The sequence below is a fragment of the Enterobacter cloacae complex sp. P24RS genome (assembly GCF_014982165.1).
In the GTDB taxonomy this organism is placed as follows: domain Bacteria; phylum Pseudomonadota; class Gammaproteobacteria; order Enterobacterales; family Enterobacteriaceae; genus Enterobacter; species Enterobacter quasihormaechei.
Genome location: NZ_JADCKU010000003.1, coordinates 1 through 14,764 on the forward strand (window position 1 = coordinate 1; position 14,764 = coordinate 14,764).

Annotated in this window: 6 protein-coding genes; 1 reads left to right on the forward strand and 5 read right to left on the reverse strand. The window is 57.3% G+C overall.

Annotated features, from left to right (window positions below; translation table 11 throughout):
- Window positions 1-164 precede the first annotated feature (164 nt).
- On the reverse strand, window positions 165-1,418 hold the full coding sequence (gene amiC / locus INF58_RS02615) for an N-acetylmuramoyl-L-alanine amidase AmiC (protein WP_064909848.1): 1,254 nt from the start codon (window positions 1,416-1,418) through the stop codon (window positions 165-167).
- A 227-nt stretch (window positions 1,419-1,645) separates the two neighbouring features.
- On the opposite strand from amiC, the gene argA reads away from it, so the two are divergent.
- Window positions 1,646-2,977, forward strand: a complete 1,332-nt coding sequence (gene argA, locus INF58_RS02620) for an amino-acid N-acetyltransferase (RefSeq protein ID WP_006811807.1) — start codon at window positions 1,646-1,648, stop codon at window positions 2,975-2,977.
- 34 nt (window positions 2,978-3,011) lie between these two features.
- Here argA and recD read toward each other — a convergent pair whose 3' ends face one another.
- The 4 genes from recD to recC all read right to left on the reverse strand — a co-directional run bounded on the left by recD (window position 3,012) and on the right by recC (window position 14,764).
- A complete protein-coding gene (gene recD / locus INF58_RS02625; RefSeq protein WP_193526941.1) occupies window positions 3,012-4,832 on the reverse strand; it encodes an exodeoxyribonuclease V subunit alpha in 1,821 nt (606 codons plus the stop codon).
- The gene (recB, locus tag INF58_RS02630) at window positions 4,829-8,371 is read right to left on the reverse strand and encodes an exodeoxyribonuclease V subunit beta (RefSeq protein WP_193526942.1); all 3,543 of its coding nucleotides are present in this window, start codon (window positions 8,369-8,371) and stop codon (window positions 4,829-4,831) included. Before recB ends, recD begins: the two co-directional genes overlap by 4 nt.
- Window positions 8,368-11,250: a pitrilysin gene (gene ptrA / locus INF58_RS02635; RefSeq protein ID WP_107533648.1), complete on the reverse strand. Its 2,883-nt coding sequence runs from the start codon at window positions 11,248-11,250 to the stop codon at window positions 8,368-8,370. Before ptrA ends, recB begins: the two co-directional genes overlap by 4 nt.
- Before the next feature lie 139 nt (window positions 11,251-11,389).
- Complete coding sequence (gene recC / locus INF58_RS02640; protein ID WP_193526943.1) at window positions 11,390-14,764, reverse strand: exodeoxyribonuclease V subunit gamma; 3,375 nt, start codon at window positions 14,762-14,764, stop codon at window positions 11,390-11,392.

Consider the following 14,764-nt stretch of genomic DNA (forward strand, 5'->3'; position numbering starts at 1 on the left):
GCGGGGTGGAGCAGCCTGGTAGCTCGTCGGGCTCATAACCCGAAGGTCGTCGGTTCAAATCCGGCCCCCGCAACCAACACTTCTAAAACAATAAACACCCTTAAGGGTGTTTTTTTGTATCTGCCGTTTGTGAAAATGCCGGGCAAGATACCCGGCCTGATGCCCTACCCTCGCCGCGCCAGCGTTTCTCCGTCTGAGAAATAGGCCCGGATACCTGCCAGAATCGACTCCGCCACTTCCTGCTGGAATTTAGCCGTCTTGAGCTTGCGTTCCTCTTCCACGTTACTGATAAACGCGGTTTCGACCAGTATGGACGGAATATCCGGCGCTTTCAGTACCGCAAATCCGGCCTGCTCGACGCTGTTTTTGTGCAGCTTATTGACCCGGCCCAGCTTGCCCAGCACCGCTTTACCAAACTTCAGGCTGTCGGTAATGGTCAGCGACTGCACCATATCGAACATCGTATGGTCGACGTAACGATCGCCGCTTTTGCTCACCCCACCGATTAAATCCGAGGCGTTCTGCGTATCCGCCAGGTATCTCGCGGCGGTACTGGTCGCCCCTTTTGTTGACAGGGCAAATACCGACGAGCCGCTCGGCTGGCGGCTGGTGAAGGCATCAGCGTGAATAGAGACAAACAGATCCGCGCGCTGCTTCTGCGCTTTCGCCACGCGGACCTTCAGCGGGATAAAGACATCTTCGTTGCGCGTCATGTAGGCGCGCATATTGCCCTCTTTGTCGATTAACGCCTTCAGACGACGGGCAATTTGCAGCACCACATCTTTTTCGCGGGTGCGATACTTCCCGACGGCGCCGGAATCTTCCCCGCCGTGGCCAGGATCGAGCATGATCACAATCGGTCGGTCGCGCCCCGCCCTGCCCGGCTTCGGCCCGCTTTGCGCTGGTGGAACCTGCCTGTCGAGATCGCCTTTGTTGTAATCCTCAAGGAGTGCCAGGAGCGGATCCTGAATATCCGTGGCATTCGCCGGATAGAGATCCATTACCAGACGCTCCTTAAAGGCGGCAACAGGCGCAAGGGCAAAGAGCTGCGGCTTCACGTTCTGCTTCAGCTCAAACACCATGCGCACGGTTTGCGGATCGAACTGTCCGACGCGCGCCGATTTGATAAACGGATCGTCGCCGCGGATCTGAGCCGCCATGCCTTTCAGCACGGAGTTGAGGTTCACACCTTCGAGATCAACCACCACACGTTCAGGATTGCTGAGGGCGAATTGCTTATATTTCAGCACGCGGTTGGACTCAACCGTCACGCGCGTATAGGTCGACGACGGCCAGACGCGCACCGCGACTACCTGGCTTGTGGCGGCAAGACCCACCTGGCTGACGCTAAGCAACCACATCGCCCCGGCCCCTTTTAACAGGCGGCGGCGGCTTATTGCTGAATTGGATCCCGACATGCTTCTCCCGAGCAATAAAACTGATTAATGAATAAAACGTCTGAATTGACCGAAAACTTTAACGAATGACGCATAAACTGTCATCTATAAAAGGGTAAACAATCATACGCTAACGCACGGATTACTTATCATTTTCTGTGGGTCGCAGAAAATTTAGGCTTGCACGGACGGCCACAATCGAATAAAAATACATAAATTACGAATAAACATTCATTAAGGGTTGTGTCATGGTTAAGGAACGCAGAACCGAACTGGTCCAGGGATTCCGCCATTCTGTTCCCTATATCAACACCCATCGGGGAAAAACGTTTGTCATCATGCTTGGCGGCGAAGCCATTGAGCATGAAAACTTTTCCAGCATCGTCAATGATATTGGCCTGCTGCACAGCCTCGGCATCCGTCTGGTGGTGGTGTATGGCGCCCGTCCGCAAATCGAAGCCAACCTCGCCGCGCATCACCATGAGCCGATTTATCACAAACATACCCGCGTGACGGATGCGAAAACCCTTGAGCTGGTCAAACAGGCGGCGGGCCTGTTGCAGCTCGATATTACCGCCCGCCTGTCGATGAGCCTGAATAATACGCCGTTGCAGGGCGCGCATATCAACGTGGTGAGCGGCAATTTTATCATTGCTCAGCCGCTCGGCGTGGACGATGGCGTGGACTACTGCCACAGCGGCCGCATCCGCCGTATTGATGAAGAAGCCATTCACCGTCAGTTAGACAATGGCGCGATCGTTCTGATGGGCCCTGTTGCCGTCTCCGTAACGGGTGAAAGTTTTAATCTGACCTCGGAAGAGATTGCCACCCAGCTGGCCATCAAGCTGAAAGCCGAGAAAATGATTGGGTTTTGCTCTTCACAGGGCGTCGTGAATGATGAGGGCGTAATTGTGCCAGAACTTTTTCCGAATGAAGCTCAGGCACGCGTCGAAGCGCTGGAAGCACAAGGCGATTACTATTCCGGTACGGTGCGTTTTCTGCGCGGTGCCGTCAAAGCGTGCCGCAGCGGCGTGCGCCGCAGCCACCTGATCAGCTATCAGGAAGACGGCGCGCTGTTGCAGGAGCTATTCTCCCGGGACGGTATTGGTACGCAGATCGTGATGGAGAGCGCCGAGCAGATCCGCCGCGCCACCATCAACGACATCGGCGGCATTCTGGAGCTGATCCGGCCGCTGGAGCAGCAGGGCATTCTGGTTCGCCGCTCCCGCGAGCAGCTGGAGATGGAGATCGACAAGTTCACCATCATCCAGCGCGATAACCTGACCATTGCCTGTGCGGCGCTTTATCCGTTCCCGGAAGAGCAGATTGGAGAAATGGCGTGCGTTGCGGTGCACCCGGATTACCGTAGCTCTTCCCGGGGCGAACTGCTGCTTGAACGCGTGGCGGCACAGGCGCGCCAGATGGGTCTGAGCAAGCTGTTCGTGCTCACCACCCGCAGCATTCACTGGTTCCAGGAACGCGGCTTCACGCCGGTGGATATTGATTCACTGCCGGAAAGCAAGAAAGAGATGTACAACTATCAGCGCCGCTCGAAGGTATTAATGGCGGACCTGGGGTGACAGGTAGCCCTCTCCTGTTGGAAAGGGCGTGCATTCAGGCAGATTCAAATATCGCGCTTAATCCGCTCCTGCGCTCGGTGCGGGTGGCAATCGCCTGTCCCAGCACGCGTTCATCCGCATACAGCGACAGACGCTGACGCGCACGGGTAATGGCGGTGTAGACCAGCTCACGGGTTACGACCGGTGAAAGCTGTGTCGGCAGGATCAGCGCCGCATGGTTGAACTCGGAGCCCTGAGATTTGTGTACCGTCATCGCCCATGCCGTTTCATGCTCCGGCAGGCGGCTGGGCTGAACGGACTTCACGCTGCCGTCCGGCAGCTGGAACCACACGCGCAGACCGTTGCCGCGATCGAGCGCAATGCCGATATCCCCGTTGAACAGCCCCAGCGCACTGTCGTTGCGGGAGATCATCACTGGCCTGCCCTCGTACCATCGCGAATGCAGCTGGCGGTTAATTTTGCGTTTCTGCACAAGCAGCTGCTCCAGCCTGTCGTTCAGACCCGCGACGCCAAACGGCCCTTCGCGCAGTGCGCACAGAAGCTGGTATTCGCCAAATGCGGCGATGGCCTGCTCGGGCTGACTGCGCTGCTGCACGCAGCTCAGAAAAAGCTGGTATCCCTGGAGAGCCTCCTCAAGCATTGCCTGATACTCTTCCCCGCTTTGCAGCGATTTCTTTTCTATGTCAGTGAAGGAACCGTCAAACACCGTGCGCGTGGCATGCCGATCCCCACGGTTTACCGCCGCCGCCAGCTGGCCGATGCCGGAGTCGCTGCCAAAGCGGTAGCTTTTTTGCAGCAGGCACAGGCTGTCGCGCAGCGCGCCCGCGACGGGTGAGCGATCGGGCTCAAGCGAGCAGCCGGTCAGGCGGGCAAGCTCCTGCGCCCGCGCGGCGGTATAACCATAGCTGGCGTAGGTACAGATATCTCCCAGTACCGCCCCGGCTTCAACGGAGGCGAGCTGGTCGCGATCGCCGAGGAAAACCACGCGCGCATGCGGCGGCAGAGCATCGATCAGGCGCGACATCATGGTCAGGTCGATCATAGAGGCTTCATCCACCACCAGCACGTCCAGATGCAGCGGATTGCCCGCATGGTAGCGCAGACGCTGGCTACCCGGCTGAGCGCCGAGCAGACGGTGCAGCGTACTTGCTTCACCCGGGAAAAGCGCAAGCTGTTCCTGCGTCAGCGGCAGCCGTTGCATCGCGCCGCCCAGAGATTCGGTCAGACGCGCCGCGGCCTTTCCGGTGGGCGCCGCCAGACGAATACGGCATCGCTGCTCGCCTGAAAGCTGGATCAGGGCGGCCAGCAGTTTTGCTACGGTCGTTGTTTTCCCGGTCCCCGGGCCGCCGGAAATCACCGAAATCCGTCGCGTCAGGGCGACAGCCGCCGCCACTTTCTGCCAGTCCGTGGCTTCACCAGAGTCAAACAGACTGTCCAGCGTCTGGCGAAGCTGCGCTTCATCGCAGGGAAGCGGCGCGTTGGTCTCACTAAAGAAACGCGCTACCGTCAGCTCGTTTCGCCACAGGCGGTTCAGGTACAAGCGCTCACCCGAGAGGATCAGCGGTGCCTGGTTTTCTCCCGGCCCGACGGCCGATGATTCGCACAAAATTTTCGGCCAGTCCACCGTCTCACCCAGCAGCGCAAAGCAAGACTGGAGGACTGGGGGCATTTTTTCGTCAATCACCAGACGCGAGAGCGGCAGACACACATGCCCCTCTCCGGCGTCTTTACTCAAAAGGGCAGCGGCCAGCATCACGGCGGGCTGGTCAGCGGCAATCATCATGGCAAACTGCACGTCCAGCTGACGCAGCACGCGTTGCTCTACCGCATCCAGCAATAAATCCTGCATCGTCATGCCATCTCCTCCGCGTTTGCTGCAAACAGGTTATCCATTTTATCAATCAGTTCGGCGTCCGGACGAGTACTGAAGATCCCGGAGTGCGGATCGGCAGCGTCGACCCCGCGTAAGAACAGGTAGATGACGCCACCAAAATGGTCGTCGTAGCGATAATCCGCAATACGGTGGCGCAAATAGCGGTGCAGCGCCAGGCTATAGAGCTGATATTGCAGATCGTAGCGATGCATTTGCATGGCTGCCGCCATCGCCTGTTGGGTATAGGCTTCGCTGCTCTCGCCCAGCCAGTTGGATTTGTAGTCCAGCAGGTAGTAACGCCCGTCGTGACGGAAGACCAGGTCGATAAACCCTTTCAGCATGCCCTGTACCTGACGGAAGTTCAGCGGCGGGCAGCCGGCTGATAGCGGATCGTACTGACGGATGAGCGCATCGAGCGCGTCGGCCTTAAGCGGACCTTCGACAGGCAGATAAAACTCCATCTCAACCTGCTTATTTTTGGCCGTTAACTGGCGAAGCGAGAAGCCCTGCTCCGTCAGCGGCGCCTGCAAAATGGCGTTGATCCAGTCTGTGAGAACGGGCTGCCAGTGCGCGTCATAGCCTCCGCTCTGTAGCATCCTCAGCACCCACTCCTCACTGACAGGCTGGGTAAAATCCAGCTCCTCAAAGAGGCTGTGTAAAAAGGTGCCCGGCGACGCGCCGCGCGGGAACTGATGCGGGGTTAACGTTGGCTCAACCGGCACCTCTCCCACCCCTGCGGCATCCACGTCCAGCTTCGGCATGAGATCCTGCGCAATACTTTGCCCGTGCTGTTGCAGGCCAGAATAGCTGGTGACTCGCCAGTCGTCGGCAAGCACCCGCGTGATCTGGCGCGCGTTAAGATCGGTGGCGGTCTCTTGCGCCATTTGCCAGCGGCTATTGTCTGGCAGAGTGGGGATATGTAGCGCGATATCGTCACCGCAAAGCGACTCAATGCAGTGGCGTAGCCCCGCCGCATCTTTCGGCTCGCCACGCTGAATAAGCCGCCCTAACGCGCTTAAATGGAAATCGCTCTCCCCCGTTTTTTCTCCGCGACGGCGAAATACGGGCGCGACGCCCAGGCTGCAATGCCAGACAGAACGGGTCAGCGCAACGTATAGCAGGCGCAAATCCTCCGCCAGACGCTCCGCTTCCGCCAGCTCAACGCTGGTTTCTGCTTTGCTGAGATCGAGCACCGCATCGAAAGTCTCGCGGTCATGGTAAAAAGCCTGATCCTGAACGCGGTAGTTCGCGATGAAGGGCAGCCAGACCAGCGGATACTCAAGACCTTTCGATTTGTGAATGGTGACGATTTGCACCAGATGCTTATCGCTCTCAAGACGCATTTGCTGGCTTGAGGCGTTACTGTTGGGATCGGCAATTTGCTGCGCCAGCCAGCGCACAAGGGCATGTTCACTTTCAAGCTGGGTACCCGCTTCCTGCAACAGTTCGCTGATGTGTAAAATATCGGTCAGACGCCTTTCACCGCCGGATGTCGCCAGCATATTTTCGGCAATCTGACGCCGCGTCATCAGCTCGCGAAGCATCGCCATGACGCCGCGTTTTTGCCAGCGCTCACGGTAATGGACAAACTCTTCCACTACCGTATCCCATGCGTTTTCGTCATGGTTAAGCACGTCGATATCCCGCGCGTTCAACCCCAGCATTGAACTGGCCAGCGCGCTTCGAAGCGTATTTTCGCGCTCCGGCGCCAGCACCGCCTGAAGCAGCCAGAGCATTTCCTGGGCTTCCAGCGTGTCGAACACGCTGTCGCGGTTAGAAAGATACACGGAGGGAATATCAAGCAGCGTAAGCGCATCGCGGATCAACGCCGCTTCCTGACGGCTGCGCACCAGCACGGTGATATCAGAGGCTTTAACAGGATTTGCCTGTTCCCCCTTCCACAGCAGCGCCTCGCCGCGAGCGCCTGCGCTCAGCCAGTCACGGATTTGCGCGGCGCAGTGCTGGGCCATCGCCGCCTGATAGTCGGCAACACCATAGCCTTCCCCCTCAAGCAGCCAGAAGGTCATGGCGGGTTGCACCGCACCGCTGACGTCAAAGCGTAAGGTCGCGTTATTTGGGGCAGATTTCACCGGCAGGAAAGGAATTTCATTGAACATGAACGCCGACTCCATGCGGCTGAACAGCGCATTGACGCTCTCAACCATCCCCGGCGCGGAGCGCCAGTTCGTGTCTAACGTGTAGTGCGCGACGACCTCGCTGCGGGCTTTCATATAGGTAAAGATATCGGCCCCGCGGAAGGCATAAATTGCTTGTTTAGGATCGCCTATCAACAGCAGGGCAGTGTCGGGCTGCTGTCGCCAGATGCGGCGAAAAATGCGGTACTGCTGGGGGTCGGTGTCCTGAAATTCGTCAATCATCGCCACCGGGAATCGGGTACGGATCGCGCTGGCGAGCGCTTCACCATTCTCGCTGGACAGCGCCTCGTCCAGGCGGCTCAGCATGTCATCGAATCCCAGCTCGCCCCGGCGACGTTTTTCCCGCGCGACGGCCAGGCGGATCTCCGTCATGGCGCGGGTGATCATCAGATCGTTGAGCGTTAATGGCTCAGCAAGCAGCGCTTCAATCGCCACAAACAGGGGGTGCTCGGGCACAATGCCGTCGGCTTTAGTCCGCTCGGTCAAAAAGCGCTGCGAAAATTTTTCCAGTGCGTCCGGAAGCTGGTAGCCTCGCGTCTCCTCCTGGGCCCAGGCGCTGATCTTTTCGATCCACTTCCCCTGGTTCCCTCGGTTGAACTTGCGTCTGTCGATGCCTGAGTTTTCGATGAGCGCATCAATTTCACCGACCGACTCATTCCACTTCTGCTTAAGCGCGGTAATTTTGGCGACAATCTTTTCATGGCGCGAGGCCAGCGTTTCATCGGCAGGCGGCGGGGATTTGATGACCGGCGCTTCGCCTTGCAGGTAACGGTCGATGGCGCGAAGAAGATCTTCCGGACCTTTCCACAGGGCGTGAACCGCTTCGGCAATGTCGCGCTGCAACGGATAGCAGTGACGACGCCAGAAATCCGCGCAGGCCTGATAGCGAAGCTCGGATTCATCTTCAATAAGCTGTTGCTCAAAGAGCATGCCGGATTCAAACGCATTCAGGCTCAGCATGCGCTGACAAAAACCGTGAATGGTGAAGACGGACGCCTCGTCCATTTGCCGTTCGGCCAGCAGCAGCCAGTGCGCAGCCTGTTGCTTATCGGCGATCTCGTCCAGCAGGCTCGTGTAGAGGGGGTTATCCGTGGTCTGACGCAGACAGGCGATGCGCAGTTCATGAATGTTACTGCGAATACGGCCACGCAGCTCGGCAGTGGCCGCTTCGGTGAAGGTGACCACCAGCAGCTCCTCCACGCTTAACGGGCGTGAAAAAGCGGCGCTGCCGCCGAGCCCTAACAGCAGACGCAGATAGAGCGCGGCGATGGTATAGGTTTTTCCCGTTCCCGCTGAGGCTTCAATCAATCGCTCGCCCTGAAGAGGTAAACTTAGGGGATCAAGCGGCTCAGCGGTATGGGTCATTCTTTTTTACTCCAGGGCATAGACTGCTGTAGTGCGCTGACGCTCTTCCAGACGGTCCACTCTTTCGATTTTACGTAGTCCGTTTTCCCGTTCTGGCTACCAGAGACCTGAGACAGGATGGCCATACCCTGCGGTTTTACCACCGCCTGGTGGAAGAAATCGGCAACCTTCTGTGGCGTCAGCTGTTTTATTTCGGCCACTATTTTATCACGCGAATCAAATTTCATATTACCGCGATCGAAATCTTTGCTCAGCTGCGAGGCTTCTTCGCCCAGCGTCTGCGGCGGCTGCATCACCTGCGCGATAACGGCCTGCTGGATCTGGGCAAACTCCTCCGGCTTCATAGCCCGCAGTTTTGCTTCCGCCTGCGGGAAGAACGCCTGATAGCGCTGCCACAGGTAAGCGGGCTGCTTGTCGCTGCTTTGCAGAAGGAAGCCCAGCCCCCACTGGCGGCCCACGTTCATGGAGAAGGCGAACACCGCGTAGCCCAGTTGCTCCTCGGTGCGCAACTGGTTGTAGAACCACGGCTGAATAATTTGTCCAAGCACGGCGCTCTGGGCAGAGCTGGTAAATTCATCATAACCGGTAGGTACAAACACCGCGGCCAGCGCGGAATCGGTGCTGCTCCCCGCTTTTTCGAAGATCGCGTTTTGCTTTTTCTCTACCAGCACGTCCTGGTTACGGCACCACTCATCGCCTTTTGAACCAAGCTGCGTACGGACGTTTTGCGCCAGCGTTTTTGCCTGCTCCTCGCTCATATTGCCCACAACCAGGAACTCCGGACGGGTATTGGTTTTCAGCGCATCACGGTAAGCCAGAACCTCTTTCAAGGTCACAGAGGGCAGTAACGCGCGGCGATCTTCGCGCTGGAAATAAGGAATTTGCGACAGCATCTGCGCCGGCATAATCGCCTGATCGTAGGCTTTCCCCTTCTCCGCAGAATCCATCATCTGCGCATACCAGGACTTAGCCTGCTCAAGCTGTTCTTCCGTAGGCGTGTAGCTGAAATAGCCCTCCAGCAGCGCCTGGAACAGCTGCGGCAAACGCTGGGTATAGCCGTTGGCATTCACCATCAGGCCGTTATTGGCGTTGGTCGAGAAGCTGATGCCGCCAACGGCAGCCTGGTTGCTGAGCTGATCGAGGGCAATACCGGCCAGATAATCGTTCAGCGCAAACAGTACCTGGTTTCTGGCGCTATCCATTGCTTTCGGGTTGCGCAGCACCACGCTTACATCCGCTTTTGGCTCGTCGGCGAAATAGCGGCTTGGGGTGTAGACTACCCGCAGCGTCGGCTCATCAACAATCAGCTCCGGGTGCGGATACGCCTTTGCGGGTTTGATCAGCGTGAAATCATCCGGGATGTAGGGGTTAAGCTCCGGCAACTTCAGCGCAATCTCACCCGCCTTTTTCTGCCAGCCCGCGAAGGTCTGTTCGCTGATTTTTTCAACCTGATACGGGGCATCCACGAAGTAGGCCATTTTGTTGTGCGGTTCGTTCGGGCTGATATACCAGACACGGGCATTCTGTGGGGTCATCATCGCCAGACGCGCTTTGAGCGCACCGGCGTCATACTGGTCGGCAATATTTACCGCATCCAGCGTATGTTCCACGGGCACGCGGATCATGGTATCTGCCAGCCACTCAACGTAGTCCATGTCACGCGTGATAGAGGGATAGCGGAAATCGAGATCCAGCACGTGCGCCAGCTCGTCAAAGTAGCGTTTATCGACGCCTTTCTCGCGCAGCAGAGAGAGATAGCTAAAAATGGCCGCAACGACATCGTCCCGGTGAGCCAGCCCTTTATCGGTCAGCGTCGCGGAGATTGCCAGCACGCCGCTGTTACCGTTTACGACGGGATCGGAGTCAGCGCGAATACCTTCCACCAGCCCCTGCTTTTGCAGCCAGTCAGAGAGCGTGCCCGGGCTGCGGTTGCCGATAAGATAGGTCACCAGCTCGTCGGTTTTGCTGCGGAACTGCGCCGTGTTGTTATCAATACGGAATTCAACGCGTAAGACCTTGCGGGGCAAGGCCGGGACATAGTGAATAACGATGCCTTTTTGCGCGTCCGTGACAACCGGCACGTTAATCTGCGGCCGCTCGATATTTTTATTTGGCACCCGGCCATAGGTTTGCGCCGCCATATTTGCCAGCGCTGGCAACGGTTTATTACTGTAGATCACCGCTTTCATCAGGTTGGCGGAGTAGTATTTGTCGCGAAACGCATGCAGCGCATCGAGCACCGGGCTACCCGGTTTGTCGCTCAGCGTTTCAAGATTGCCGCCTGAGAAGCGCGAACCCGGGTGCGCCGGGTTGATGGTTTCTGCGCTGACCTGCGCCATGCGCATACCGTCTCGCGTGCGCGCCATGGTCAGTTCGGCGTTCACGGCGTTGCGTTCCCGGTCGGCATATTTTTTATCCAGCAGCGGTGCGGCGATGGCATCCGCCAGACGGTCGACCGCGCCATCAAGCGCATCATTTTCCACTTCCAGGTAAAACGCGGTGCGATACGGCGCGGTACTGGCGTTGTGGCTGCCGCCATGCATTTTCAGAAATTCAGACAGGCTGTCCGGCTGCGGGTATTTTTTAGAGCCCATCAGCGTCATGTGCTCAAGGTAGTGCGCCAGTCCCGGATGGGCTTCAGGATCTTCCAGCGAACCCACCGGCACAACCAGCGCGGAGAGCGATTTCACCGCCTGAGGGTCGGAAACCAGCAGCACGGTCATCCCGTTATCAAGACGAATAGCCTGATACTGACGGGTGTCCTTTTCGCTCTTACGGATTGTTTCCTGGACGGGTTGCCAACCGGAATCGGCCTGAGTGACGGGAGCCCAAAGGGCGATAAACAAAACAAACGCTTTTAACAAGGTGCTGCCTGGCATTACGACCTCTTTATCACGGCTACATCATTAACAACGTGCGTGCTGGACACGCCAGCATCTCTTTCTCTGGGTACATCAGTCCGTGATAAGAGGTGCATCATAAATGAACACCTCATGCTGCGCAATTTTTATACAGCACTCAGGACTGATTAAATTTGTACAACGGTAACAGGTAGCGTTGCGCCTCTTCCGTGATAATGTCGAAGTATTCTGGCTCCAGCGTTCGCCATAAACGTTGATACCAGACATCGTCGCCCTCGCCACGTACCATCATGTTCCCTTCGTAGGCCTGCAAAAACTTGCTGCGCGCTTTCTGGAGCGAAGCCTCATCCGTTAACATGGCATCATTCTGCGCGTCGTAACAGGCTTTTATCCACGCCCCCCCACTTTCAGGCAGTAAAAGCAGTGGTTTGTTCATGCCCTGACGGTAGCCTTCAATATAAAGCGACAGATACGTCAACGCCTGATCAGGCTTCATGGGCGGGAAGCGCCACTCGCCGTCCTTACGGACAAACAACCGGCTTTCGCCTTCGTGACCATTCGCACAGTAGACAAGATGTTCGAGCCAGAGTTGCAGGCCATGTGAAACGCTGAGCATGGAGGGGCGCCAGCGCAGCAGCCCGTCAGACTGCACGTGCGTGAGCCAGCCGCTGAGGTGGATACCGTTACAATCGAGATCGATTTCAATGCTGCTCGCCGGCTGCCGACACGCGATAACCCGGTCAGCAAGGGCTTGCATCTCTTCGCACTGGGCATCCCAGACGATTTCGCCGAACGCGCCATACGGAAGTAATCCCGACGCCCTGAAACGTCTGAACAGTTTGCTGGCATCTTCTTCGTCAACCAGCGCATTCAGAAGCTGGGAATTGAGCTTAAACCGCTCCAGCCCATCAAGAATAAACGGTTCCGCATCGGGGATTTCGCTCTCTTCCGAGCGGAAGTTAACCTGCAAGCGTTGCTGGAAAAAAGCCCGAACCGGATGCGCCCAAAAGCGCTGTAGCTGCTCAAACGTGAGGGTGTCTATGGCGAGCGGTTCGAGCGTCTGAATAAAATCGGTTTGCGGTGTCCCCTCGTTCTTCGCGGCAGGAAGCCACTCACGGGCGTAGCTTTGCAGTTCATCAGGAACGTAATTGACAGGATCAAACGGCATTCGGCTATGGTGACAGGTGATATGCGCTTTCACCCGACGTTCGCTTTCGTCGCAGTTACAGGCTTCATCGCCCGGCAGATAGTGACTCTGTCCGATGTAGTCCACCAGCTCCTGCACCAGCACCGACGGGAAACGCTCGCTGTTATCCTGAATTGAACGCCCGATATAGCTGATATAGAGCCTGCTTTGCGCGGACATCAGCGCCTCAAGGAAAAGATAACGGTCATCATCGCGGCGGCTGCGGTCGCCCCGCTTCGGCTGTGCGCTCATGAGATCAAAGCCCAGAGGGGGCAGCGCGCGTGGATAAATACCGTCGTTCATGCCAAGCAGACAAACCACTTTGAACGGGATTGAACGCATCGGCATCAGGGTGCAGATATTCACCGGCCCTGCAAGGAAGCGCTGGCTGATGCGCTCCTGGTCAAGGCGTTGCGTCAGCTCATCGCGCAGAAGCGAAAGGGGAACCGCCTCGTGATAGTGCGAATTTACCCCCTCATCCACAATGGCCTGCCACTGCTTCTCGATAAGCGCCATGGCAGCCTCTGTTTCGCTGTCGGGCAGGAAGAAATCATTCAGCATGTCGCGGCAAACCGGCAGCCACTCTTCAAGCGGGCGGGGCTGCATCAGCGCGCGGCGCCAGCGGTTGAGCTGCATCAGCAGCGAGGCCAGGTGACCTACCAGTTCCGCGATTAACCCGCTGGACTCATCGTACGGCAGCACGTCATTCCATTCGCCGTGGATGCTCTCCATCGCATACCCCAGCAGCATGCGGGTAAGGCCAAACTGCCAGGTGTGCTGGCCGGTTGGTGGAAGCTCGAACTCCTGAACGTTGTCATCGTCAATTCCCCAGCGGACGCCGGATTCGTTGACCCACTGACGCAGGTAGCGCAATCCCTCTTCGTTAATGTCGAAACGTGCGGCCAGAACAGGCACATCCAGCAATGCCAGCACATCCTCAGAGATGAACCGGCTATCGGGCAGCGAAAGCAGGCTGATAAAGGCCTGAAGCGCCGGGTGTGACTGACGAGCGCGGCGGTCTGAGATGGCGTAGGGCAGATAGCGGTCACCCGTTGCGCTGCCAAATACCGCCTGAATAAATGGGCTATAGCTGTCGATATCCGCCACCATTACCACGATATCGCGCGGTGTCAGGGTTGGATCGTCCTGCAACATGGCAAGCAGGCGGTCATGTAGAACTTCAACTTCACGCTGTGGACTATGGCAAACGTGGATCGCAATACTACGATCGTCAGGATCCAGTTTTCGCTTCTTATCACTTCGCGCAAACTCCTCGGCAGTGATCCCGGCAACGGCACGGTCCTCTAAATCCAGAATATCGAGCTGAATATTGTGCAGCAGGCTGTCGGGCGTAATATCCGCAAACGCATCCACGTCCCCCTCTCCCGAGGAGGTGATATCTGAAAGCAGATAAATATAGTCGCGCCCCAGCTTGCCCCACGAGGCAAGCAGCGGGTTCGGCAGGTTCTGAATCCCCTCTTCATCGAAAAGCTGCGCCGCGTTTTCAGTGTCCTTAAACAGCGGCACGGCACGTTCCTCAAAGAGGCGTTTTCGCTGGCGGGTGACCAGCCGTGAAAGCCAGCGCGGATCCTGAATGTCTCCCCAGTAGTGTCGACACGGGTTGGTAAAAAGGATATGGATATCAGTGTGCTTACCGAGCGCTTTGAGCGCGTTCAGGTAAACCGGCGGCAGCGCGGAGATACCGCAAATGAACACGCGTGACGGCAAACGGGCTGGCCGTTCTGCGGTGTTCTCAAGTGTTGAGATAAAGCGATCGTACAGGTTAGCACGGTGCCATTTAGGCTGACCGAGCTGCTCGGTATGTTCGACCAGCGCTTTCCAGAGCGGCGCCTGCCAGATTTGCGCTTCCGGCAACCCATCGACTAATTCTCCCGCTTCCCAGCGAATCAGCCATTCTGCACGGTAAACCAGATACTGGTCGTAGAGGTCGGCGGTGCGTGAGGCCAGTTGAAACAGTTTGCGCTTGTCGGTGTCATCATTCAGGTAGTGGCGCAGCATGGCGAACTCTTCATGCTCCAGCATGTCCGGCAGCAGCGTCATCAGTTTCCAGGCCATGCTTTGTTTGTTGAAAGCGCTCTGCTCGGGAATATCCGGCAGGACGCGAACAAACATCTCCCAGATAAAGCTCGCGGGCAGCGGAAAATCGATGTTCGCCGCAATGCCAAACTTCTGCGAAAGGGACATTTGCAGCCACTGCGCCATACCGGTGCTCTGCACCAGCACCATTTCTGGCTCAAACGGATCGTCGAGACGCTCTTGCTCAACGATGTACTCCATCAGTGCTTCCAGCACATCCAGACGATTTGAGTGGTAAACCCTTAGCAT